Annotated in this window: 19 protein-coding genes and 1 pseudogene; 12 read left to right on the top strand and 8 right to left on the bottom strand. The window is 62.0% G+C overall.

Annotated features, from left to right (window positions below; genetic code table 11):
• Positions 1–56 precede the first annotated feature (56 nt).
• On the bottom strand, positions 57–464 hold the full coding sequence (locus BOP93_RS13665; protein WP_104503041.1) for a hypothetical protein: 408 nt from the start codon (positions 462–464) through the stop codon (positions 57–59).
• 226 nt (positions 465–690) lie between these two features.
• On the opposite strand from BOP93_RS13665, the gene BOP93_RS13660 reads away from it, so the two are divergent.
• The 5 genes from BOP93_RS13660 (at position 691) to BOP93_RS13635 (ending at position 6,723) form a co-directional block, all read left to right on the top strand.
• Positions 691–1,149 (top strand): Hsp20 family protein, encoded by a 459-nt coding sequence (locus tag BOP93_RS13660; protein WP_057722310.1) that lies wholly within the window; start codon positions 691–693, stop codon positions 1,147–1,149.
• 341 nt (positions 1,150–1,490) lie between these two features.
• The gene (locus BOP93_RS13650; RefSeq protein ID WP_065935592.1) at positions 1,491–1,706 is read left to right on the top strand and encodes a hypothetical protein; all 216 of its coding nucleotides are present in this window, start codon (positions 1,491–1,493) and stop codon (positions 1,704–1,706) included.
• A gap of 516 nt (positions 1,707–2,222) precedes the next feature.
• Entirely contained in the window at positions 2,223–4,910 is a 2,688-nt protein-coding gene (locus BOP93_RS13645; protein WP_104503039.1) for a phosphoenolpyruvate carboxylase, read from the top strand.
• 76 nt (positions 4,911–4,986) lie between these two features.
• The gene (locus BOP93_RS13640; protein WP_104503038.1) at positions 4,987–6,042 is read left to right on the top strand and encodes an NAD(P)-dependent oxidoreductase; all 1,056 of its coding nucleotides are present in this window, start codon (positions 4,987–4,989) and stop codon (positions 6,040–6,042) included.
• A 27-nt stretch (positions 6,043–6,069) separates the two neighbouring features.
• Positions 6,070–6,723: an RraA family protein gene (locus BOP93_RS13635; protein ID WP_104503037.1), complete on the top strand. Its 654-nt coding sequence runs from the start codon at positions 6,070–6,072 to the stop codon at positions 6,721–6,723.
• A 91-nt stretch (positions 6,724–6,814) separates the two neighbouring features.
• Here BOP93_RS13635 and BOP93_RS13630 read toward each other — a convergent pair whose 3' ends face one another.
• The 3 genes from BOP93_RS13630 to BOP93_RS13620 form a co-directional block, all read right to left on the bottom strand.
• Complete coding sequence (locus BOP93_RS13630; RefSeq protein ID WP_065885604.1) at positions 6,815–7,378, bottom strand: cytochrome b; 564 nt, start codon at positions 7,376–7,378, stop codon at positions 6,815–6,817.
• 96 nt (positions 7,379–7,474) lie between these two features.
• Positions 7,475–8,929 (bottom strand): aldehyde dehydrogenase family protein, encoded by a 1,455-nt coding sequence (locus BOP93_RS13625; protein WP_065885606.1) that lies wholly within the window; start codon positions 8,927–8,929, stop codon positions 7,475–7,477.
• A 42-nt stretch (positions 8,930–8,971) separates the two neighbouring features.
• Positions 8,972–10,348 carry an aspartate aminotransferase family protein gene (locus BOP93_RS13620; protein ID WP_104503036.1) on the bottom strand — a complete coding sequence of 459 codons (1,377 nt, stop codon included), beginning with the start codon at positions 10,346–10,348 and terminating at the stop codon, positions 8,972–8,974.
• Between the two features lie 214 nt (positions 10,349–10,562).
• Between BOP93_RS13620 and BOP93_RS13615 the strand changes: the two genes are divergently transcribed.
• Positions 10,563–11,525 carry a helix-turn-helix domain-containing protein gene (locus BOP93_RS13615; RefSeq protein ID WP_104503035.1) on the top strand — a complete coding sequence of 321 codons (963 nt, stop codon included), beginning with the start codon at positions 10,563–10,565 and terminating at the stop codon, positions 11,523–11,525.
• A gap of 34 nt (positions 11,526–11,559) precedes the next feature.
• Here the strand turns inward: BOP93_RS13615 and BOP93_RS28235 are convergent, their stop codons facing one another.
• The 3 genes and pseudogenes from BOP93_RS28235 to BOP93_RS13605 form a co-directional block, all read right to left on the bottom strand.
• A complete protein-coding gene (locus tag BOP93_RS28235) occupies positions 11,560–12,315 on the bottom strand; it encodes a methyl-accepting chemotaxis protein (RefSeq protein ID WP_430758795.1) in 756 nt (251 codons plus the stop codon).
• Between the two features lie 102 nt (positions 12,316–12,417).
• Positions 12,418–13,425 (bottom strand): annotated as a pseudogene (locus BOP93_RS28230) (HAMP domain-containing protein); the annotation flags it as partial.
• 377 nt (positions 13,426–13,802) lie between these two features.
• Positions 13,803–15,293: an MFS transporter gene (locus BOP93_RS13605; RefSeq protein ID WP_104505288.1), complete on the bottom strand. Its 1,491-nt coding sequence runs from the start codon at positions 15,291–15,293 to the stop codon at positions 13,803–13,805.
• A gap of 263 nt (positions 15,294–15,556) precedes the next feature.
• Here BOP93_RS13605 and BOP93_RS13595 point away from each other — a divergent pair, with 263 nt between their 5' ends.
• The 3 genes from BOP93_RS13595 (at position 15,557) to BOP93_RS13585 (ending at position 19,921) form a co-directional block, all read left to right on the top strand.
• The gene (locus BOP93_RS13595; RefSeq protein ID WP_104503032.1) at positions 15,557–17,005 is read left to right on the top strand and encodes an APC family permease; all 1,449 of its coding nucleotides are present in this window, start codon (positions 15,557–15,559) and stop codon (positions 17,003–17,005) included.
• 83 nt (positions 17,006–17,088) lie between these two features.
• Positions 17,089–18,510 carry an aldehyde dehydrogenase family protein gene (locus BOP93_RS13590; protein WP_104503031.1) on the top strand — a complete coding sequence of 474 codons (1,422 nt, stop codon included), beginning with the start codon at positions 17,089–17,091 and terminating at the stop codon, positions 18,508–18,510.
• Between the two features lie 88 nt (positions 18,511–18,598).
• Positions 18,599–19,921 (top strand): hypothetical protein, encoded by a 1,323-nt coding sequence (locus tag BOP93_RS13585; RefSeq protein WP_205885755.1) that lies wholly within the window; start codon positions 18,599–18,601, stop codon positions 19,919–19,921.
• Positions 19,922–19,947: 26 nt separating this feature from the next.
• Here the strand turns inward: BOP93_RS13585 and BOP93_RS13580 are convergent, their stop codons facing one another.
• Positions 19,948–20,706 carry an IclR family transcriptional regulator gene (locus tag BOP93_RS13580; RefSeq protein ID WP_104503030.1) on the bottom strand — a complete coding sequence of 253 codons (759 nt, stop codon included), beginning with the start codon at positions 20,704–20,706 and terminating at the stop codon, positions 19,948–19,950.
• Between the two features lie 302 nt (positions 20,707–21,008).
• Between BOP93_RS13580 and BOP93_RS13575 the strand changes: the two genes are divergently transcribed.
• Genes BOP93_RS13575 through BOP93_RS13565 form a run of 3 tightly spaced genes read left to right on the top strand, consistent with a single transcriptional unit; the run spans position 21,009 to position 24,874 of the window.
• The gene (locus BOP93_RS13575; RefSeq protein WP_104503029.1) at positions 21,009–22,550 is read left to right on the top strand and encodes an acetolactate synthase large subunit; all 1,542 of its coding nucleotides are present in this window, start codon (positions 21,009–21,011) and stop codon (positions 22,548–22,550) included.
• Between the two features lie 11 nt (positions 22,551–22,561).
• Positions 22,562–24,052, top strand: coding sequence for an aldehyde dehydrogenase family protein (locus BOP93_RS13570; RefSeq protein WP_065885619.1), 1,491 nt, complete (start codon positions 22,562–22,564; stop codon positions 24,050–24,052).
• 27 nt (positions 24,053–24,079) lie between these two features.
• Positions 24,080–24,874, top strand: coding sequence for an SDR family NAD(P)-dependent oxidoreductase (locus tag BOP93_RS13565; protein WP_065885621.1), 795 nt, complete (start codon positions 24,080–24,082; stop codon positions 24,872–24,874).
• Positions 24,875–24,885 lie beyond the last annotated feature (11 nt).

Below are 24,885 nucleotides of genomic sequence, written 5' to 3'. Positions count from 1 at the left end.
GGGCGAGTCAAGGTCGTTCAACCCGGCGAGTGTGCTGTCGGGAGAGCGTCAGAGGATCAGCGGTGCTTGTTCTTGTGCTTATGCTTGTTGCCTTTGTGTTTCCCGCCGTCATCCCCCAGGTTGTTGCCCATCGCGCCGCCGGCGGCGCCACCCAGGCCGGCGCCGATGGCCGAGCCGGTGCTGCCGCCCAAGTGATTGCCGATCACTGAACCGCCCGCAGCGCCAACTCCGCCGCCCAGTGCCGCCTCCGCTCGATTGCCTTTGCGCGCGCCCACCGCGCTACCGGTCGCACCGCCTACACCGGCGCCGATGGCCGCACCGGTCGAGCCACCGAGCTGTCCGCCCACGACATTACCCAGCACGCCGCCGACACCGCCGCCCAGAGCGGCTGTGCCATCCCCGGCGGCCGAAGCGCCTTGGGAGATCAGGATGCCCAATGCCAGGGCTGGGAGAGTCATTTTCATTTTTGTATACCTCAAGGGCTGTCGCAGGCGCTCACGGGGTAAAGCACGCCTGTGTTGAGATTAGAGCACAAGCGCTGACCCCGCCGTTCCTGCTATAGCGATATCAGCAAAGAAAATTTTTTTCAGCCCCCTTGAAATCCTTTTGCGCGTCCATAAATTTTTGATCACGCGATGCCGAATGCGGGTCGCGTCCTAAATCACTTGGAGAAACTCAGGAGATTTTAAAATGGCTACTACCCTTTCGTTGGCCCCACTGTTCCGTCAATCGGTGGGCTTTGATCGCTTCAATGACCTGTTCGAGTCGGCGCTGCGCAGCGAGGCTCCGAATTCCTATCCACCTCACAACGTGGAAAAGCACGGTGATGACGCCTACCGGATTGTCATCGCAGTGGCTGGCCTGACCGAGGAGGATCTGGATATCCAGGTCGAACGAGGTGTATTGACGGTTTCCGGCGGCAAACGCGAAACCGACGAGAAGGTCGCTTACCTGCACCAGGGCATCGCCCAGCGTGCTTTCCGGTTGTCGTTCCGCCTGGCGGACCACATCGAAGTGCGCGGCGCGGCCTTGAACAACGGGCTGCTGAGCATCGACCTGCTGCGCGAGGTGCCTGAAGAGGCCAAACCCAAGCGCATCATGATCGGTGGCGAGGCCAAGCCCGAGCTGCGTCAGGTCAGTTTGCAGTAAGGCAATCGGCGGTAGAAAGGCGCTCTTCGGAGCGCCTTTTTTGTGTGCGCGGAGAACCAAAAGTCACAAGGCCGCAGCCTGCGCGACCATTCATTTTGAACTGCCTGCACCGCAGAGTGCCGAAACTCTACAACCTGGAGGAATCAGCCATGACCGAAGAAAAGCCCAAGGAACCCGAAGAGCAAACGCCGGCGCACTCCACCGAAGAGGAGCGTGAGCGACTGAAGGATTTCAACAAGGACGGTATCCCGCCGGGCGCGTGCTGAAGGGCACTCGCACGTTCTGTCTGAACAGCCCACTCAGCCCTGTGCGCAACCGCGCTAGTGAAATAGAGGTGATTTATGGTCGATGACAATAACGGTCCCGCAGCGCCCTATCCCGGACCGGAAAAGCAAGTGCCCGACCTGGGCGAAGGTCACGCGTCAGGCCTGGAGCAAGCTGAATCCGAGCCCAAGCAGGGTACAGGCGAGAAGCCGGAAGATTGGAACCCCCCGCCGGGCAATCCCGGATCGGATCAGGACGCCCAGACCGACCGTAACAATGGCGGTGCGAAGTAGTTCGTCCCACAGCATGAACTGACAAAACCCGGCCAAGCGCCGGGTTTTTCTTTTGCAGGCAGGAAGGATGTCTGCTCCCTGAGTAGGAAATGGTGTTGATGAAGAATTATTTAGATTGCGCCCGCAGGTGATTCCTACTCGATATCCCCCTCGGCTCAGCCGGTTTTCGTGCCTGCAAATTAATGTCAAATAATCAGCACGTTAGAAAATATGCAGGCAGTCAACCGGACTTCAGTGCCGTGATTTTTATTAGCTTCCTATCTTTATTTTCAAGTTGGCTATTCCAAAAAGGTCTTTTGTGGAGAAATCCAAGCCATGTTTTATTGCGGGAGGATGTAACAATTTGTTTCAGTTTTCTGCCGTTTTTCGGTACCGGCTAGGGGGCTTTCTGTCGGCGAACAGGTAATTTCCGTTCGTTGCGACGCTGTGGGTTAAGCCTGGGACATTGATGATTTTGCGTGTGTCCGTCCGGCGCACTGCAAACAAGGGATTTGACAATTATCGAGGCTTGAACCCATGAATCATGTGATCAATTCCATACTGGAAAATGCATCAACTCGCCCCTCAATCGGCCATACCAACCCCGCGCTACTGCATGACGTTCTATGGCGAGCATTGGAGCACGCACTCAAGGCCAACACGGATGATGCTTCCCAAGCCCCGCACACCCGCGCCTGCCTGAGAATCTATGCTGAAATCGATACGCTGTCGTATCTGGACAAGGGTGATTCGAAATTGGCCGCTGCCCTGGGCAAGGCGTTCTTTGAATCCCGTTCCAGCAAGGACGTCGAGGCGTTCTGGAAGTTGTTGCTGATCAAGCAACTGCTGTTCGAATTGTCGGTCAGGAGCGTGGCGACCCAGATTGCGTCGCAGGCCAGCCTGCCTCGTCAGTTGCTCACGCTTGACCCGCAGTTGATTACAGCGCCGGCGGGAGTAAATATCAGCCTTGGGGTGCTGTGCAAAGAGACCGACCAGCTCAAGCACTCCGTTGTGCTGGTCTTGCAGAAACTGGCCCAGCACGTCGAAGACCGTGGCCTCAAAAAGCCTCAAGTCACTGCGCAGCTCCTGCTGGAGCTGTACAACGCCGTGTGGTCGGGCAGTAATGGCACGGATATCGAATCACAGATTTTTTACGCCGACAGTGTGTATGACGCGTTGCCCGACGTGCATCACGCCCTGGGCCTGGCGCCGCAGGAAAAATGGCTGACCTTGTTCACCTGGTTATACGGCGACAAGGATGGCCGCCCTTATGACACCAACCAGCACACCGAAACCCTGGTGCTGGCGCTGGAAACGGCGCTGCGCAATCGCTACATCGCCGATATCGACAGCCTGATCAAGGACGGCGGCGCACGGCATCGCCTTGAAGAGATTCGTGCCCGCGTGGGCCAGGATCATCCCGCGCATTTCGAGCGTCCCGCCGAACTGATCGATGCACTGAGCAGCATCCGTTTTACCCAGCCGGCCGCCATCGACCGTCTGCTGCTGCGGGTGCATGCGTTTGGCTTTCACTATCTGGATATCGAGTTTCGTGAAAACGCCGAGATGTTCAGCAGCGTGGTCGATGAGATTCTGTCCAGCCAGTGGCTGGAAACCATTGGCCTGGGCCAGGGCCGGCATTATCGCGAGCTGGATGAGCGTACGCGTCAGGCCGCACTTGAGGTCGCGCTGGAAGGCGCAGCGGCCCAGACGCCCGCTGGCCTGTGGCAGGAGTATCTGCAACGCACCACGCCGCTTTACACCCGCAAAGTCCAGCAATACGCAGGCCAGGATTACATTGCGCTGATGGAGCAGGACCCAAGCTATATCCGCATGCACGATGCGCGCAACGCGGTGGAACGGTTTGAAATGATCGACCGTTATCGCGACCGCATGAAAATCCACGGAGTCGCCGAGTACACCTCGGCCCTCAGCGCGCTTGAAGTGCTGTTCCTGATGAAAGCGGCCCAGGTGCGGGATGGGATCGACATCGCCCTGCAACCCGAAGACCTGGCAGGTGCCGAGCGCACGCTGGCCACCGTGCATGAGGTGTACGAAAACCCGGTGTACCGCCAGCACCTGGCAACGCGCGGCAACCGTCAATACATCACGTTTGGCCCCAGCGACACGGGCAAGCAGGGCGGCAAGGCCATGCACAAACTGAACATGGCGATTGCCAACCAGCACAAGCTGATCGCGGCCCGTTACGGCATCGAGGTGGTCGTCCACGTCATCATGGGCGGGGAACACGCACGGTGTAATGGGGTGATCGCCGAGACCTTGCAGGAGTTCGGCGCGCTGGAGGGCCCGGAAACCCGCTTCATGCTGGCCGGCTGTGCGGAGATGCGCGCGCATCTGCTGACCCGCAACCAGTCCGTCAACTTTCTCAGCCAGTTGTACCGTATGCACGCCGAGCCCCAGCCGCAGCTGTCCGAGGAGGTCATTGCCGGCAGGATTCAACGTTGGGGGGACGTAGTGCGCCGCTACCAGGCGACGTTCTTCGAGCATCCTGCGCTGCCTTCCCTGCTGCGCGACCTGGCGCGATTCGATGTGGTCAGGGCCACCGCCAAAGGCACCCGGCCGCCTTCTCGTATCTTCAACATCAAGGTGTTCGAGTCGCGCCCCGATGCCATTCGTGCGATTCCCTGGACCCGCGCCTTGCTGGCCGGTGGGTTGCACAGCGAACTGATCGGCGTCGGGCAGTTCGCGCCAGCGCCGGCAACGCAGCTGTCGAAGGCTTTTAACGAGGATGAGAGCTTTCATACCTACGTCAAAGGGATGGCCTACGCCATTGCGCGAACCGACCTCAAATGCGCCTGGCTGACGCTGACCGGCAGCATTCCGGAGAAGGCCCACATCCTGGCGCTGGCGCAGGCCTTGAAGACTGAAGCTGTCGGCACGGCAGAACAGTTGCTGGCCAGCCTGCACCTGGAAGTGATTGAAGGTAAGCGCTTCGTGTACAAGGCCACCACCGGCACCGAGCCGGCGGACCCATGGAAAATCAAGGAAAACAGCGTGCTCAACCTATGGCCCAGTCTCAAGGCCGAGGTCTACCGCAAGGAAAAGAACCTGCGAATCTATCGGTTGTTCCTGATCTACGCCAAAAGCAATCCCGCGTTCATCCAGTCTTCATCGCTGAATGATTTCTACAGCGGGTTCCTCGCGGCCGTGAGTACCGACGCGGGCCTGGTCGATCCTACCAGCGCCCACCATTTCACTTGGTGATTAACCCGATGGTTAACCCCGATGCCTGGGGCAACCCGGGTATCGGCAGGCGCTACCCTCCAAGAGGATCAACGGTATGGCATTGACCACCCTGATACTGGATGCCCCCGGGCCGCCGTTACTGTTTGAGGAAGTCGATCGATTTCTCGAACGGGGCCTGGGCGTCACCCTCAACCTGCACTATTTTGCGGACAAAGAGCGCATTCGGCAGCACTACGGCACGCGTATTGACTATGCCGAGATCGACTGCCATGACGAGCCGGCCTTTATTGTCGCCGTAAGTCGGGCTGGCGGCTACAGCGTGTTCAAGACGCGCCTGAACATTCCCCTGGGCGCCGGCCTGATTCGCGCCGCCACCTCGACGGCGCTGGCCACGCCACTGCGCGCCATTGCCCAGGCTGGCACAGGGGTCAATCATATTGATCGGCTGGCGTGCGAGCAGTGCGGCGTGGTGATCCTTAATACGCCGGGCTCCAACGCGGCCGCTGTTGCCGAATACGTCCTGGCCCAGGCGCTGTTTTTGTCGCGCGACCTGGATGACTACAACGCCGAAACGCACAACGGCCATTGGGCAAAAGGCACCTTGGCACCTGCCTCCGAATACGCCGAACTGACGCTTGGGCTGGTGGGCACAGGCAGCATTGCCCGGCAGGTGGCGCGCAAGGCTGCGGCGCTGGGCATCAAGGTGATCGCCACCGGGTCCGAACGTTTTACCGAGCCGGTAGCGCACAGCCTCGGACTTGAACGACGCGCAGGTCTTGAACAGTTACTGGCCGAGGCGGACATCGTCTCGATCCACGTACCGCTCACCCCCCAGACCCGAGGCATGTTCGGCACTGCCGAGTTCCGGCAGATGCGCCAGGGCTCAATCCTCATCAATACCGCACGCGGCGGTATCGTCGACGAGCAGCAATTGGCCGCCTTCATGCGCCAGTTTCCCAGGCATATCAAAGCCGTCGCCATCGATACCTTTGCCCTGGAAAAAGACCGTTTCGCCTCGCCATTGACCGACATTCCCAATGCGCAATTGACGCCGCACATCGCCGGCAATACCAGCACGGCAATCCGGACGGCGTCACGCCAGATCGTCGACAAAATCCACGCATTCAGTGCCGCCGCCACCGCGCGTTAACCCACAGGACACAAGGAAGGCCCCATCATGCAAACCTCTATTTTTACCCGTCTTGACGGCCTGAGCTGCACCGACCTCAGCGATGCGATGGACCGCCTCAACATCGTTTGCCAATGCACCGACATCATGCCCCTGGACCGCACGTTCAAGCTCACGGGCAAAGCCTGGACCCTGCGCTACGGCCCCATTGGCCTGGACGGTGGTTCGGTGGGTGATTACATCGATGACCTCGAAGCCGGCCAGGTGGTGGTGATCGACAACCAGGGGCGGCAGGACACCACCGTGTGGGGGGATTTGCTGACCTCGACCGCCTCGCGCCAACGCTTGGCCGGCACGGTGATTGACGGCATCTGCCGCGACGTTGACCGTGCGCTGGAACTCGGCTATCCGATCTTTTCCCGAGGCAACTGGATGCGCACCGGCAAGGACCGCGTGCGTGTCGAAGCGATCCAGGCACCCGTGACGCTGGGTGGCGTGCGGGTACAACCGGATGACTGGTTGCGCGGCGATGGTGATGGCCTGGTGGTGATTCCCGCCGGTTCACTCAGCCAGGTGCTGGCGGTGGCCGAAGAAATCCACCAGGCCGAAGAGCATATTCGTGCGGCGATCGAGGCGGGCATGCCGTTACGCCAGGCCCGCGCCGATTACGGCTACCACGCCTTGCAGACGCCGCGCCGCTGACAGCCCAACGACAGAAGCCGCAGTGGACGCGGCTTTCGTCTTGGTTACAACTGCCGGCCTCATCGCAGAAGCGTGCCCGGGATGTATCCGTTCACAGCATGCGGCGCAGTACGTCGTTGCGAGGGTCGCGGTCGAACAAGCGGTGTTTGAGTGCGCCCGCGATATGCAGCACGATCAGGACCAGCAAGGTATAGGCCAGGACTTTGTGCAGCCATTGGAATACCACAAACCAGTTGTCATTCTTCGGCAGCAGCTCCGGCAGGTTCACGCCGAAAAAGAACACGCCGTCGCTCATGGTGAAGGTGCTCGACATCGAGTACCCCATCAGCGGCACGGCCACGATCAGTACGTACATGGAGCGTTGTACGAACCGTGAGAGGAATCGCTCATGCGCCGCCAGGGTGAGCGGTGGCTGCGGAAGGGCGGGGGTGCGAACACGCAGGGCGATCTGTACCAGCACCAGCAGAAACGCCAGCACGCCGAACGATTTGTGCCACGGGTAGTAGAGGGTGAATTTACTCACGACTTCATCATCAAGCCCGGTCATGTGCCAGCCGGCCCAGAGCAGCCCGGCTATGACGACGGCACGCACCCAGTGCAGGATGCGCAGGGACACGGGATACCGATCGATTGCCGTTTGTGTTTGGTTGTTCATCGCAGTCTCTTTATTGATCATCAAGGCGTCGAAACGCACGGCTGAATCCCACCCTCTGCGACCAGGGCCGAGAGGGTGGCAGGTGCAGTGACTGTTCTAGGCAGGCAGCAGCACGGTGATCACTTTCTCCTCGGTGTAGGCCAGCGCGCCGCTGATTCCGCCTTCCCGACCGATGCCGCTGGCCTTGACGCCGCCCCACGGCAGGTTGGCGTCCAGCGGGCTCCAGCAGTTGACGCCGATGGCGCCGGCCTTTACCGCTGCAGCCACGCGGTGCGCGCGCGCAAGGTCGGTGGTCCACACCGTAGCGGCCAGGCCGTAGGCGGAGTCGTTAGCCAGTGCCACGGCCTCTTCTTCGCTGTCGAAGGTGATCACCGTGCCGACAGGGCCGAAGATCTCGTCCTGGGCGATCGCCATGTCATTGCGGGCATTGGCGAAAATCGTCGGACGCACGAACCAGCCCTGGTCAGGGGTGGATACGCCGCCGGCCAGCAGCGAGGCGCCTTGGTCGATACCCAGCTGGATGTAACGGTTGACGCGATCAAATTGCGCTTTCTTGGCCACCGGCCCCATCTGGATGTCAGGCTGGCGAGGGTCGCCGACCTTGATCGAGCGAGCGGCCTCGGCCAGGGCGGCCGCGAAGCGTTCGGCGAGGCTGCGCTGGACCAGGATGCGCGAGCCGGCGGCACATATCTGCCCCTGGTTGACGAACAAACCCAGGGTGCAGCCGAACAATGCATCGTCGAAGGGCGCATCGTCGAACACAATCTGCGGGCTCTTGCCGCCCAGTTCCAGGGCCACGCGCTTGAACAGCACACCCGCAGTGCGCTGGATCTCACGCCCGGCCTCGGGGCTGCCGGTGAAACTGATCTTGGCCACATCCGGGTGTTCGCACAGGGCCCGACCCACCTGCGCACCGTAACCGGTCACCACGTTGATCACGCCGTCGGGAAATCCCGCTTCCTGCGCCAGCGCCGCCAGGTGCAGGGCCGATTGCGGGGTTTCTTCGGAGGGTTTGATCACCACGGTACAGCCTGCCGCCAGCAATGCGGCGAGCTTCCACACGGTGATCATCAGCGGTGAGTTCCACGGCACAATCGCGCCCACCACGCCTACCGGCTCGCGTACGGTGTACGAGAGGGTCTTGCGACCGAAGTAGCCGCCGGTGGGAATGGTGCGCCCTTCAAGCTGATTGGCCCAGCCGGCGGCCGCGCGCAGGTTGGCGATGGCGTTGGGCAGGTCCATCCGGCGCGGTTCGAGCGGTGAGCGGCCGATGGCGTCGGCGTCCATGTCGGCCAGTGATTCGCTGTCGCGCTCCACCAGGTCGGCGAGTTTGGATAACAGCCGACCGCGCTGGGCGCCGTCAAGCTGGCTCCAGGCGCCACCTTCCAGTTGGGCGCGCGCCGCTGCCACGGCACGGTCGACATCGTCGGCGGTGCCGCTTGCGCAACTGCCGTACACCTGTTCGGTCACTGGGTTGATGAGCGGGATGCGCGCTCCGTCGCTGGCGTCGCAGGGCGCGCCCTGGATAAAGTGTTTCAGGTGCTCGGTCATGTGGGTGTCCATGCGTGATGGGAGGGGTTGGAGATGACGCACTCAGGCCTTGAGGGAGGCCAGGGCATCGCCGAAAATGTCCAACGCCTTGAAGAACAGCTCGCGCGTGATCGTCAGCGAAGGCATCACACGCATCACGTTGCTGTAACGCCCGCAGGGAATCATAAGTACGCCGTGGTTCATCAGGTAGCCCATGAGCTGGCCGATCCTGGCGCCTTCGAGCGGCGTCTTGGTGGCGGCGTCTTCAACCAGCTCGATACCGATCATCAGGCCGCGACCGCGAACTTCGCCGACGAACGGGCTGTTGAACCCGCGGATACGTTCCTGCGCTTCCAGGCCCAGGGTGTGGGCGCGATCGAGCAGGCCGAGTTCCGGGTCCTGCAGGATGTTGATATTGGTCAACGCCACGGCCGCGGACAGCGAGTTGGCGGCGAAGGTATTGGGCATCGAACCGTCGGGAATCTGCGCGGCGAGGTCCGAGCGCATGATCAGCCCGGCCATCGGCAGGTCGCTGCCAATGCCCTTGCCGAAGGTGAGCATGTCGGGTTTGACCCCGGAGTGCTCGACCGCCCACATCTTGCCGGTGCGGCCCGCACCGGACTGGACTTCGTCAACGATCAGCAACGCGCCGGCGCGGTCGCAGGCCTTGCGCAACAGTTGCAGGAATTCGGGGGAGGGCGGCACGTAGCCGCCTTCGCCCTGCACCGGTTCCACAATCACGGCGGCCACGTCATCGGCGGCGGTGTAAGGGCTGTTCAGCAGGTAATCCACGTAGTCGCCGGCAATCTGCTCGGCACTTTTTTGCGTGGTGTCGAAGGGAAAGCGGTAGGCGTAGGGGTAGGGTGCGTGAATCACGCCGCCCATCATCGGGCCGTAGCCCTTGCGGTAGGCCGTGCCGGTGGTCAGCGCGCCCGAGGCGTTCCACACGCCGTGGTAGCCGCCGTGGAAGGCGAGGATCTGGTGACGCCCCGTGATGCGTTTGGCAAACTTGATGGCAGCTTCCAGCGCATCGCTGCCGCTTTGCGTGAAGAACGTGATGCAGTCACCGCGCAAGCCCTCGGGCGCGATCTCGGACATCTTGGCGGCCAGTTCGGTGCGGCGGGTGCTGTTGATTTCCAGCGCATGCATCAACACTTCGGACTGTTCGCGGATGGCTTTTACCACCTGCGGGTGACAGCGACCGACGCTGCTGACGCCCACGCCCGCGGAAAGGTCGATGTAGGTGTTGCCGTCGGGATCCTTGAAGGTCGCGCCGAACGCGCGGTCCATGGCAATAGGCATGCGGCCGCCGCCGCGCGCCATCGATTCGGTACTCGCCGACAATGCCAGCGCTTCGCGGGTCAGCGGGCCGGGCAGGGTGCTGGAAATAATGCGCGGGGCATCCGCGAAATGCAGGGGTTCTAGTTTGGACTCAATCATGACGCACTCTCTGGAATGTCGGTTTCAGTATGTGGATCATTCTCATGGAGTGTGCCTGTCCGTTAGCCCGAATCGGCAAATGATGAATCGGTCCATCGGCAGGTTCCGCCAAAGGCCCTATTTGAGAAGAAACTTCGCGGTAATTGATCTATGTGCGAATATTGCAAGGTAGCTTGAGATAAAAACAAAAATTGGCAGAGGCTTTTCGCACATTATGAAAAATCATCATATAAGCCATTTTCGCGATATCCACGTCCATGCGGCCAATGTCCAGGAGTGGAGCCAGGATTACAGCCAGTTAACGGCCGGTCCGGCCGAGAGTTCGTTGATGCAGCTGACCACTGCGCGTTGCCACGTGTTTCGCGAGCAGATCAACCAGCGGGTGGTGCAGCGCGGTGTGGCACCGCGAGGCAAGATGTGCTTTGCCGTGCCGATCAGCGTGCCGGGTTCGACGCGCATGCAGGGTCGCGAAGTCGATGACAGCAGCCTGTTCTTTCTGCAGGGGGGCGAGGAGTTCATGTTCCATATGCCGATGGGCATGGAGCTGCTATCCGTGACCTTCGAGCGCGAGTGGTTCGAGCAGGTACTGGAGCAAACGGCGTCGGCCAGTGAGGTCAGTCGGTTGCTGCGCCAACCCGTGATCCGGGTGTCTGCGCAACGCTTCGCCCAGGCTCGGCTTGGATTGCTCGCCGTGCTCTCGCTGGCGGAGGTCGGCGAGGAACTCGACAGCGCGGGCGAGCAGGGGCTGGAGCGGGCGTTGCTCGGTGAGTTGTTGCAATTGCTCACCGACCCGGCCTGCGACAAGCTCCAACGCAGCCCCAGTTCCACGCGCAGCTTCATTGTCGAGAAATGCCACCGACTGGCGACTGCCGAAAGGATCGACGTGCCCAGCGTCAACGAGTTGTGCCAACGCCTGCAGGTGAGTCGGCGCACCGTGCAGAACAGCTTCCGCTCGGTAGCCGAGACCACGCCGCTGAACTACTTGCGCTCTGTCCGGCTCAATGGCGTGCGTCGGACCCTGATGTGTACCCTCGCGTCCCGCCTCTCCATCGGTGACGCCGCCGCCCAGTGGGGCTTCTACCACCTCAGTCATTTTGCCGAGGAGTACCAGGCACTGTTCGCAGAGTTACCGTCCCATACCGTCCGCGCCGCCATCCCCGTCTGCGCGCGCGCGTGATGGCCTGCACGGCGGCGCAACGGCACGCCACGGGTTAAGCGCGGAACTGATCCATCAGTTTCATTTGCTGATTGGCCCGTTCGTTGAGCTGACTGCTGATCTGTGCCGACTCGGCGGCCTGTTCAGTCAGTGTCTCGGTCACTCCGCGGATGGTCGAGACATTGCGATTGACCTCCTCGGCCACCGCGCTCTGCTCTTCCGCCGCGCTTGCGATCTGCAGGTTCATGTCATTGATCACCGTGACCGCCTCGCTGATTTTTCCGAGCGCCTCCACGGCCTGATGGATCTGGCTGGCGTTGCTCTGGGCCTGGGTCTGGCTTGAGTGCATGGTGGCCACCACGCCACGCGTGCTGGTCTGGATACGCTCGATCACCAGGCGAATTTCCTCTACCGAGTCCTGGGTACGCTTGGCAAGGTTGCGGACTTCGTCGGCCACCACCGCGAAACCCCGACCGCTTTCGCCGGCCCGCGCGGCCTCGATCGCGGCGTTGAGGGCGAGCAGGTTGGTCTGCTCGGCGATGCTGCGGATCACCTCCAGTACCGAGCCGATCTGTTCGCTGTTGACCGCCAGCGCTTCGACTTCGGTCACGGCCTTGCTGACTTCGCTGGCCAGCGCGTTGATGTCACGGGTGCTGCGCTCGATGATGGTGATGCCTTCCCTGGACGCCTGGTCTGCGCCTCGGGCCGCCGTCGCTGCGCTTGATGCGCTGTTGGCGACTTCGTGGGCCGTGGCGCTCATCTCGTTGGACGCGGTTGCCAGTTGATCGATCTCGCGAAATTGCACCTGCATCCCTTCGCTGGTCTGGCGCGCGATGTGCGACGACTGGTCGGCGGTGCCGCGCGCAGCGGTGATGCTCTGCTTGAGTTGCGCAATGGTGGGTTGCAGTTTGTCGAGAAACCGGTTGAACCAGTTCACCAGCTCGCCCAGTTCATCTTTCTTGCGGTAATCGAGCCGCTGGGTCAGATCGCCGTCGCCGCTGGCAATCGCCTTGAGCATCCGAGCGACACTGTTGATCGGGCGCGTCACACCGGAGGCGGTGAACCAGATGAGCAGCAAGCCCAACAGCCCTGCGCCGACGGCGACCAACAGCGACTCCAGAGTGTCGCGGGTTTGCGTCTGGTCAAGCAGGGTCTGCAGCTTCATCGAGTCCGCCAGCAAGACGTCCTTCGGCAGGTCGATGACCACGCCCCATGCCGGCGCTTCGGCGATGGGGGCAACGGGATACACAGCACGAATCAGCGCATCACCGGCCAGCACCACCGGTTTTTGTTGCGTCAAGGCCGCAAGCACCGCCTTGCCCTCATCCTTCAACGGGACGCCGATGTTTTTGCCGACCTGACTCGCATCCGCGCTGTAGGCGGCAAGTACGCCACTGTCGGAAACAATCAGCATGCGCCCTGAACCGTCGAACAGGGTGCGCTGGGCATCGCTCGCGGCAGCTTGCAGGGCGCCGAGCGCAAGGTCGACCCCAAGGGTGCCGATCACCTTGCCATCGGCGATCAGGGGCATCGACAGCGTGGTCATCAGCTGGACCTGTCCGGCCTGGGTGTCGGCATAGGGAGCCATCAGGCAGGTACGTCGCGTATCTCGCGGGCAGGTGTACCAACTGTTGTAGGGCGTGCCGCTGATGCTCAACTCGGTCTTTTGCAAATCGCTTTCGGGGATCAGAATATTCATCGCTTGACCCGCGCCGCGATTCCAGGCGCTGGCAAAACGTCCGTTCTCGTTGGCGGCGCGTGCGGCGTCGTTGACGAACTCGCTGTCTTTGCCATCCAGCGCATCAGGTTCGTACACCAGCCAAAGCCCGAGAATCTCGGGATTGCGTTCGAACGTGGTCTTGAGCGCCAGGTTAAGTTCTTCACGCAATGTCGCGGCCGCCAACCCGCGCTGGGCGGCCATGGTGCGCAAGCCGGCCGCCTGGTCGGAAAAAGCGCTGATGATCTGCCGGCTGCGGGCGAATTCGCCCTGCAGGTTCTTCGCCTGTTCCGCCGCCCTGGCCAGCAGCAGGGTTTCGCCGCTGTCAGTCAGCATCTTGCTGCTCGAGGTGCTGATCAACCGGTTGTTCTGGTTGCCCTGGTAGAGATTCATGCCGACGATCAGGCCGATCACGCCGAGCAGGCACAAACCGGACAAAAGGACGAATTTCAAACGGATGGAAAGGGCGTCGAGCATTGGGCTATCTCACAGGTGAACAGCGTGTTGATCGATCATCGGTTGGTGTGGCACCACCGACTTTTTTTATTGGATGTGTTACTGCATCGGCTGATGTCACTGATTCATGACACCCGGTTGCGTGGCCTGACCAGCAGCGCTGCCATCAATAGCAATGCCGCACAGGTGGCCATTACCGCGACGAAACCCGCGTCGAACGCCGAACGGGCCGACCCGATCAGCATCGCCGCGTCCTCCGGCGCCAGCGTCGCGGCGACCACCAGCGCATCGTCGAGGCTCTCGAAGATCATGGGGTTCAGGGCCAGCCATGGAGGAATCATCTGGCTCGCCGAGTAGGCGTAGATGGCCGATAACAGGCTGCCCGCCAGTGTCACGCCTGCGGCGCCGCCCAGTTCAAAGGAGACCTCCTCGAGGGAGGCGGCCATGCCGGCCTTGTCGGCGGGCGCGCTGAGCATGATCGTGCTGGACGCTGCGGTCAGTGAGGCGCCCATCGTAAGGCCCAGCAGCGCGAGGCTGATGATTTGCACTGGCGCTGCGGCGTTGTGCGCCAGCAAGTAGGTGAGCATCGCGGCAGCCGAAAGCAGCAGCGTCCAGAACAGCATGCGCTGCTCTCCCAGGCGCGGCAGATAATGCCCGGCAAGCGGCCCGGCGACGAACGAACCCAGCGGCAGCGGCAGGATGAACAGCGCCGCCTCCAGTGGCGACAGGCCCAGCACCAGTTGCAGGCGCTGGCTGAAGACCAGCTCCATGCCGATCAAGGCGGCGGCTGATACCACTGCCGAAATCACCGCATTTCTGAAGCCAGGCGTGGAGAACAGAGACAGATCCAGCATCGGCTGATCGGCACGCCGTTGACGTCGAATGAAAAGCGTCAGGAATAACGTGCCCAGGACGAGTGCTATCAGCATGGCCGCGAAGGAGGGGTGCCGTTTACCCAGTTCCTTGACCGCATAGGCTACGCTGATCAAGCCGATCATGACCTGCAGCGAACCGAGCCAGTCCCAGCGTCTTTGCGCATTCCCCGGGTGATCGGGAATCACTGTCGCTGCGAGCAGCAGGGCCAGCAGCACAATCGGCACATTGATGAGAAACACCGAGCCCCACCAGAAATGCTCCAGCAAAAGCCCGCCCACTACGGGGCCGAATGCGGCGCCCCCGGAGGCTACTGAGGCCCAGACACCGAACGCCATGGCCTGCTCGCGCGGGTCGGTAAACGTCAAGCGCACCAGCGCCAACGTGGCGGGCATCATCATCGCCGCGCCGACCGCCAGGAACCCACGGGCGACGATCAAGATGCTGGCCGATGGCGAGAACGCGGCGATCAGCGAGAATAGGCCGAAAACGCTCAGGCCGCCGATAAACAGCCGTTTGTGCCCGAGACGGTCGCCGAGGGTGCCCATGCCCAACAGCAGTCCGGCGGCGATCAGCGCGTAGATATTAATGATCCAGAGCTTTTGCGACGCCGTGGCGCTGAGCTCCCGCGTGAGTGTGGGCAACGCGGTATACAGCACCGTCATGTCAATGACGATAAGCAGCAACGCGCTGGAAATGATGGCAAGTATCAGCCAGCGATGTTTGGAGTCGGTAAAGGGCATGGCCGGCATCCGGAAAAGGGGGCTGGACCTAGCATGCCTGAATGCAGAGGGGCGCCGTTATCCCAAATCGGTTCTGAAGGCCGGTATCTGTCGGTCTGATGCGACAGCGGCGATGTTACCGATTTGGGATAGCGGGTTGTTCATGGGCGGGCATAGCATCGAATACAGCGTGCAATCCCAAAAACAAAAGCGCTATCTGGTACCGATAGCGCCTCGCTCGGTCCCACACCACAGCGACTGCCTCATACAATAAGGTTAATAACATGAGTCTATCTATCCCGGTCAACAGCTCCACGGAGCTCAAGCGTGGCGCCTTGGGTGTCGGCTTTATCATCTTCTTCGTGATTTCGGCGGCGAGCCCGCTCAGCGTTATCGCCGGAGGCTTCCCGATTGGCATCATGCTGGGCAACGGTGCCGGCACCCCGGCCTTGTTATTGCTGGCCCTGGCGGTGCTGCTGGCGTTTTCGGTCGGTTACACCACCATGGCCAGGCATGTCACCAACGCCGGTGGTTTTTACGCCTTTACCTCGCGCGGCCTGGGTGGCCTGGCCGGAGGGGCGGCGGGCGTGCTGGCGATGTTTGCCTACAACATCCTGCAGGTCGGCCTCTATGGCATGTTCGGCGGCGTGGTCAGCGGCACCATGGAAAGCGTATACGGCGTGGTGTTGCCCTGGTGGTCCTACTCGCTGATGGCGATGGTCAGCATCGCGATCCTGGGCTATCGCAAGATCGATCTGTCCGCCCGCGTCTTGTCGGTGGTCGTGATTGCCGAATACCTGGCGATCCTGACCCTGGATATTGCGATTCTCAAGACGGGCGGCGACAGCGGTGTCAATCTCGACTCGTTCACCCGCCAGCATGTGCTCAGCGGTACCCCGTCGATCGGCCTGCTGTTCTGCTTCGCGGCCTTTATCGGCTTCGAGGCCACGACGATTTACGGCGAAGAAGCGAAAAATCCGCACCGCACCATTCCGATTGCCACCTACAGCTCGGTGCTGCTGATCGGCGGATTCTACGCGCTGTCGGTCTGGTCGATGGTGGTGGGCGTAGGTACGGATAAAATCGTGCCGATGCTGCAAGCCCTGCAGGACCCAACCACCTTTATCTACGGCATGTCGGACCACTTTGTCGGCCCGTACCTGACGCAGATTATCCGGGTGCTGTTCATGGTCAGCATCTACGCCGGGCTGCTGGCATTCCATAACGCCGCAGCGCGCTATTTCTACGCTATCGGGCGCGACGGTCTGCTGCACAGTCTGTTGGGCACCACCCACCGTGTGCACCAAAGCCCGCATATGGGCTCGGCGTTGCAAAGCCTGATCGCAGCCGTGGTGGTGCTGATCTTCGCTGCGATGGATGCCGATCCGATCCTGCAACTGTTCGCCTGGTTCTCCAACCTCGCCACCTTGTGCGTGATTTTGCTCATGGCGATGACTTCGATCTCGGTGTGTGTGTATTTCCACCGGCACCCGGAACTCGATGTCGGCCTCTGGCGCGGGCGTATCCTGCCGATTTTCTCCAGCCTGGCCTTGCTGATGGTGCTGATACTGGCGGTGGTGCATTTCGACGTGCTCACCGGCGCCAGCCAGCTCCTGTCCTACGCACTGTGCGCGGTCATTCCAGCGGCGCTGCTGGGCGGCGTTTTTCTCGCCGCGCGACTGCGCAAGGTCTCGCCGCAGCGCTTCCTGGCGCTGGGCAGCCACAAACTCTAAAACATCGAGCGATACCGTCCCACTGCACACTGTTCGCTTGCCGTTGTCCGGCAAGGCTCGCCAGCGTTAAAGGAAGATGACACATGCACCACTACAAGATGCTTATCAATGGGATTCAGGTTGCCGGTGAAAACGGGCAGTTTGATGTGATCAATCCGGCTACCGGCGCCGCATTCGCACAATGCCCGGCCGGTTCGCTGGCTCAATTGGACGACGCGGTGGCCGCCGCTCAAGTGGCCTTCAAGGCGTGGCGTCACGTATCCCATGCTCAGCGCTGCGAGCGGCTGTTGGCGATTGCCGAGAGTATCGAGCAGGGCGCCGATGAGTTGGCCCGGTTGATCGTGCAGGAACAAGGTAAACCGCTGGAACTGGCGTTTTCCGAAGTCATGGGCGCCGCTGCGTGGACCCGCTATGCCGCCGGACAGCAGATTGAAGTGGAGCTGGTGGAAGAAACCCCGACCCAGCGCATTGAACTGCACCGCAAACCCCTGGGTGTGGTGGCGTCCATCACGCCATGGAACTGGCCGTTCATGATTGCCGTGTGGCACATCATGCCGGCGCTGCGGGCCGGCAACTGCGTGGTCAGCAAGCCGTCGAGCCTGACGCCGCTCAGCACCCTGCGCCTGGTGGAAATCATTGCCCGGCATGTGCCCAACGGTGTGATCAACTGCGTGACCGGCGAGCAGGGTTTCGGCAGTGCGATCACTTCGCACCCCGGCATCCAGAAGATTGTCTTCACCGGTTCCACCGCCACCGGCCAGAGCGTGATGCGCGGCGCTGCCACCAATCTCAAGCGCCTGACCCTTGAACTGGGCGGCAACGACGCTGCGATTGTATTGCCCGGCACATCGGTGGAAGAGGTCGCCGAGGACATTTTCCAGGCAGCCTTCCTCAACATGGGCCAGACGTGCGCAGCCCTCAAGCGTTTGTACATTCACGAATCCCAATACGAGGCCTTCGCCGACGCGCTGACGCTGATTGCCCAGCGCCAGGTGGTGGGTGATGGCCTGGAGCCCGGTGTCAACTTCGGGCCGGTGCAGAACCTTGAGCAATTGCAGTTGGTTGAAGCCCTGGTCGCCGATACACGGGATCAGGGGGCGCGGGTCCTGTGTGGCGGCGCCCGTCTGGACCGTCCGGGGTTCTTCTACCCACCGACATTGGTCGCGGATGTGACCGATGGTCAGCGCCTGGTGGACGAGGAACAGTTCGGCCCGGTGCTGCCGCTGATCGCTTACAGCGACGTCGAGGATGTGCTGCGTCGTGCCAACGCCGGTGACATGGGCCTGGGCGGCTCGGTATGGGGCCCGGATGTCGAACAGGCGCAGGCGTTGGCCAGCCGCCTGGAAAGTGGCGTGGCCTGGGTCAACTGTCACGCCCGGATCCAGCCGAACACGCCATTCGGCGGCAGCAAGATGTCTGGCTTCGGTGTCGAGTTCGGCCTCGAAGGGTTATTGGAATTTACCGGCCAGCAATTGCTGTTCGTCAATAAGCGCGCGGGCGAGTAACCCTCGGCCAACAGGGGCGCAGCGTCGCTGCGCCCTGTTGCCACTATCCGAGACAGCCTTTAACGACGCGCTTCAAGGAGCTTCGATCATGCGCTACCCATCCACTTTATTTCTCGGCGGTACGCTGGCATGCAGCTTGACGCTCTGCGCCATCAGCCAGGCCCAGGCCTATGAGCTGTACAGCGATGACAGCCGCCATCTCAACGCAGACATGACTGCCGTATTCGGAATGTTCAACAGTCGCAAGAACTACAACGGCACGTCGGGCGGCTCAACCTGGCGTGAAGGCTTTATCAAATATGGCCTGAGCGGCGACCAGTCCCTGGCAGGCAACGGCACCGCCTACGGTGCGTTCGCCCTGCTCAGCTCCGCCACCTGGGGCGACGGCGACGCGGCCGGCAATACCCTGGGCACCGAACGCACCACCAAAATCGAAGACGCTTACCTCGGGTGGCGCTCAGGCGACCTGTTCCCGGCATTGGGCCAGGACGGCGTGGATATTTCCGGCGGGCGCCAGGTGGTCAAGCTCGGCAGAGGCTTCCTGATCAACGACGACGGGCCGAACCTGGGCAAGGGCCCGGCCGATGGCGCGCTGAACCGGGGCGGTGCCTACTATCTGGCGGCGCGGCATGCGTTCGATCAGACCGCGTTCCTGCGCTTGGGTGGCAAGGACGGCCTGCATGGCAGTCTGTTGTGGCTCAAATCCGACAACCGCGCCCAGGCCGAAACCGAAGTGGCCGCCGGTACCCTCGATTACACCACCAAGCCCGGCACCCTGGGGTTGACCTGGGTGCATGGCATCGATGTAAACGATCGCTGGGCCAGTGATTTTCAGCGCCAGCGCAAGGGTATGAATATCTACAGCGTGCGTGGCGAAGGCGACGCGGGCCTGCCCAATGTCAGCCTGGCCTTCGAATACGCCTGGCAGGACAAGGACAGCGGGCCGGAAAAAGCCTGGTACGGCGAAGCCGGTTACACCTTTGCCGATGTCGCCTGGGCACCCAAGGTCACCTACCGTTACGCCCGCTACTCACAAAAATGGGATTCGCTGTTCACCGGCCAAAGCACTGGCTACGGCACCTGGCTGCAAGGCGAAGTCGGCGGCAACTATTCCGGACCGTTCAACAGCAACACCCGCATCCATCATGTGGGCCTCAAGGCCACGCCGCTGGAAAACCTGACCCTGGGCGCGTTGTACTTCGCCTTCGAGACCGTGCGCAAAAGCAATGCACTGAACCTCGATGCGCGGGAGCTGGACGTGTACGCCGAGTGGGCGGTCAACCCGCACCTGATCATCACGCCCCTGATCGGTCTCTACAAACCGAAACAGGACTCCACCACGGGCGGCAACCAGGCCGTCGGCAACGGCACCAATGTGTACAGCCAAGTGACTGTCGCCGTACCGTTCTGATCCACCCTGGCTGTCGCGTCTTGACCTCAGGACGCGGCGGCGCCTGGCTGATTGCGCATGTTCTCGGCAATCCGCCGGGTGGTGTCCATCACCATCTCGATCACGGTTTCCTGGCGCAGCAGCTTGAAGCTCTGGGTGCTGCCGACAGCGGACAGGCTGCCCACCACCTCGTCGATATCCGGCTGGATGATCGGCGCCGCGATGCCGGTCAGGCCCAGGTTCAGTTCATCGTGGGTCATGCAATAGCCGTCCTTGCGAATCTTCTTTGTGGCCTTGGCAAAGCTTGCCCAGTCGTAGGCACTGTCCGGATCGCCGGCCATGTGTTCTTCGAACAGGCGTTGCAGGCGACGACCTTTCTGAAAGGCGATCAATACCTTGGATTGCGCGCCACGAAAAAACGGCAGCGGGTGACCGCGCCCGAAGGAGAAGTGGTAAGTGTCGGTGGGTTCGGCGATGTAGGTGTTGATGATGCGTCCGTCATAGAAAACGCTGGCGAACACCGCAAGGCCGGTCTGCGCCGACAGCTCATGCATCAGTTCGCGCCCGGCGAGGAGGATGGGGTCGTACTGGCGCATCATCCAGTCCAGCTCGATCACGCGCGGCCCCAGGCCATAGTTGCCGGCGTCCACGCGCGTCAGCAGCCCGGCGTCGCATAACTCCTTGACGTAGCGGTACGCGGTGGCACGCGACAGGCCCATGCGCTCGGCGATGGTGTCCGGGTCGATCTTCAACGTCTGTGGACCGATCAGATCCAGGACCCTCAACAACTTGTTCAGACTGCTCATTTCGTTCCTAGAGAAGGGGTTGCACGCGGGTATGCACTATAGGCGAAAACGCCCCGGATCCACTGTAGGAGCGAGCTTGCTCGCGAAAAACGTCAACGATAACGCGGGCCTCCTGAAGGAACGCGGTGCCTGTGAGTTTTTCGCGAGCAAGCTCGCTCCTACAGGTCATCACATTAACTTATCTCGGTTTAAATATCGCATAAATCTCAATATAAGAGATTTATTATTAAAAATACTTGTCATGTGCTGTTTTGTGTGTGATAAATCTCACCAAAGAAAACGCTCAAGTGAGAGGGCTGACAATGAATGGTGCGCAACTGATAGTGAATGCGGCAGCGGCAAGCGGTATCGAGTACTGCTTCGCCAACCCGGGAACCACCGAGATTCCACTGGTGGCCGCGATGGCCAGTGCACCCGCCCTCAAGCCGGTGTTGTCGTTGTTCGAAGGGGTGTGTACCGGTGCTGCGGACGGTTACGGCCGTATCGCCGGCAAACCGGCAATGACCCTGACGCACCTGGGCCCTGGCTTTGCCAACGGCATCGCCAACCTGCATAACGCACGGCGCGCCAACACGCCCATCGTCAATGTGATTGGCGACCACGCGTCATGGCACGTCAATTACGATCCGCCTTTGGCCAGCGACATCCAGGCCCTGGCCGGTACTGTGTCCAGCTGGGTACGCACCTCGCGCACCGCGTCGGGTGTGGGCGAAGACTTGCAGGAAGCCATGCGCGCCGCCTGGCAAGCCAAGGGCCAGATCGCCAGCTTGATCCTGCCCATGGACCTGCAATCCAATACCGTGACCCACAACGGCCAGTTCAGCCCGCTGCGTGCGCCGGTGCGGCGCTTTGCCGGCGACCGCATCGAAGGCGTGGCCCAGGCCCTGCGCGACGGCCAGCGCCTGGTGTTCATCGTCGGTGACCAGGGCTTGTCGGTGGCCGGCCTGGAAGCGGCGGGGCGCCTGGCGCAACTGCCCGGCGTGCGTATGTTTGCCGAAACCTTCCCGCGCCTGAGCTACCGGGGGGGTGGCTTGCCCGACCTGGATCGCCTGCCGTACTTCCCGGAAGTGGCCATCGAGATCCTCGAGCAGTACGACAAGGTCGTGTGCGCCGGTGTCGTGGAGCCCATCAGCTATTTCGGCTACGAAGGTATCCCGTCGCGACTGGCTGAGCGTGAGCGTCTGCTGTCGCTGGCCGAAGTGGGCGACGATGTGGCCGGGGCGCTGACCGCGCTGGCCGATGCGCTGGACGCGCCTGCCTACATACCGACGCCGCAGGACATCCAGCTGCCGCCGGGCGAGGCCGCGTTGAGCCCGCAGTCGGTGGGGCAAGTGTTGGCCGCCGCGCTGCCGGACGACTGCATTGTCTCGGTCGAGGGCGGCACCTGCGGCTATCCGTTTTTCACCGCCTCTGCCCGTGCCGCGCGGCACCGTGTATTGACCAATACCGGTGGCGCGATCGGCCAGGGCATTCCGGTGGGGTTTGGCGCGGCCCTGGCTGAGCGTGGCAACCGGGTGTTCTGCCTGCAATCGGACGGCAGCGCCCAGTACACCATCCAGACCCTGTGGAGCATTGCCCGCGAGCAGTTGCCGGTGGTAATCCTGATTGCCGCCAACCACCGCTACGCAATCCTGCAGAACGAACTGCGCCGTTTCGGCATGACCGAGCTCGACCCGCAGTCGCTCAAGCTGACCGTGCTCGACACTCCGCGCATCGACTGGAAGGCCCTGGCCAAAGGCTATGGCGTGCCGTCCTGCACCGTACACACCAATGCCGAACTGCAACGGGCGCTGGCCAATGCCGCCGCCGATGCCGGGCCTTGCCTGATCGAAATGGCGCTTTGAAGGAGTCGACCATGAACCAGCTCCCATTATTACCTGCCGTCCAGGCGTTCCTGGACCAGCCCGGTCGCCTGTTCATCGGCGGTACCTGGCAGGACGCCGCCAGCGGTCGCCGCTTTGCGGTGGAAAACCCGGCCACTGAACAGACCCTGACCGAAGTCGCCCAAGGCGATGAGCGCGATGTGAATGCCGCCGTTGCGGCCGCCCGCGCAGCGTTTACCGGCGCCTGGGCCTTCCAGTCACCGGCGCAGCGCGGCCTGTTGCTGTTTCGCCTCGCCGATCTGTTGGACCAGCACCGCGAGGAGCTGGCGCAACTGATCACCCTGGAGAACGGCAAGCCGATCGCCAACGCACGGGGTGAAGCGGCCAGCGCGGCCAACATCATTCGCTACTTCGCCGGCTGGCCCAGCAAGATCGAAGGCAGCACGCTGCCCGTATCGCCGGCCAGCGGCGCGCCGATGCTCAACTACACGTTGCGTGAACCGGTCGGTGTCTGCGCGCTGATCGTGCCGTGGAACTTCCCGTTGACCATGTGCGTATGGAAGCTCGGCCCGGCGCTGGCCACCGGTTGCGTGGCGGTGCTCAAGCCCGCCGAGCAGACGCCGTTGGTGGCGATTCGCCTGGTGCAACTGATCGAGGCCGCCGGTTTCCCCGCCGGCGTGGTCAACCTGATCACCGGCCTGGGCGCCGACACCGGCGCACCGCTGGCACAGCACCCGGACGTGGACAAGATCGCCTTTACCGGCTCGACCCAGGTCGGTCGGCTGATCGCCCAGGCGGCCACCGGCAACATGAAAAAAGTTTCGCTGGAACTGGGCGGCAAGTCACCGAACATCATCCTGCCCGACGCCGACATCGTACGCGCCGCCAAGGGGGCGGCCGACGGGATTTTCTACAACCAGGGCCAGGTGTGTACGGCCGGCTCGCGCCTGTATGTGCACGACAGTGTGCTCGACCAGGTGCTTGAAGAACTGCAGCGCCATGCCGCCGCCTATGTGCTCGGCAATGGCCTGGACCCGGCCAACAGCATGGGCCCGCTGGTATCCGGGCGGCAGTTGAACACGGTCAAGGGCTACCTGCAGCGGGGCCAGGAAGAGGGCGCCGAACTGATCTGCGGCGGTGGCCGTCCTGAGCACCTTGAGCGCGGTCACTTCATTGAACCCAGCGTGTTCCTGGACCGTGCCGAGCGGGCCTGCGTGGCCCGCGAAGAAATCTTCGGCCCGGTGCTGACTGTGATGAGCTGGAGCGAGATCGACGACCTGGTGCTGCGCGCCAACGACTCGCCCTATGGCCTCGCTGCCGGCCTGTGGACCCGTGACCTGCGTTCGGCGCACCGCGTGGCCGCGCAGCTCAAGGCCGGCTCGGTGTGGATCAACTGTTGGAACGTGGTCGATCCGGCGTCGCCGTTCGGCGGTTACAAGCAGTCCGGCTGGGGCCGGGAAATGGGCAAGAACGTGATTGACGCCTACACCGAAACCAAAAGCGTCTTCGTCGATCTGGCCTGAATCGAATAATCACAAGAGGAAATGGCAATGGATCTGGAATTGAAAGGCCGCGTGGCAATCGTCACCGGTGGTGGCATGGGTATCGGCAAGGAAGTCGCACGCTTTCTCTCCGAGGAAGGCTGCAAGGTGGTGATCTGCGCGCGGCGCATGGCGTTCCTGCAACTGGCCGCCGAAGAGATCACGGCACAGACCGGCAATGAAGTGCTGCCGCTGTTCTGTGACACCAATGACATGAAGGCCGTGTCCGAGATGGTCGATGCGGCGTACAAGCATTTCGGCCGTATCGACATCCTGGTCAACGGTGCTGCCGCGCCATCGGGCGTGGTGCGCAATGACATCGAACACGCTGGCGACGATGAGTTGCTGTCGGACCTCAACACCAAGGTGATCGGCTACTTCCGCTGCGCCAAGGCCGTGACCCCGCACATGAAGGCGGCCGGCTTCGGTCGCATCATCAACATCGGCGGGCTTACCGGGCGCAGCAGCAAAGTGCTGTCGGGCATGCGCAACCTGGCGATCGCCCACATGACCAAAACCCTGTCCGACCAGCTCGGCCCGTCGGGCATCACGGTCAACCTGATTCACCCAGGCGTGGTGGATACCCCGCATATCCAGGAGCTGTACGACCGCGAAGCGGTCAAGCAGGGCAAGACCGCGGAACAGGTTGAACAGGCCTACATCGACGCAACGCCGATTCGCCGCACCCTGGCGCCGATTGAAATGGGTTGGTTGATCGGCTTCCTGGCGTCGCCCAAAGCCGGCGCGGTAACCGGTGAGTCCATCGGCATCGACGGTGGTTTGACCCGTGGCATCTATATCTGAGGAGTATCAGA

The organism is Pseudomonas orientalis (assembly GCF_002934065.1).
GTDB classification, from domain to species: domain Bacteria; phylum Pseudomonadota; class Gammaproteobacteria; order Pseudomonadales; family Pseudomonadaceae; genus Aquipseudomonas; species Aquipseudomonas orientalis_A.
This window is presented reverse-complemented; position numbering and strand designations above follow the sequence as displayed.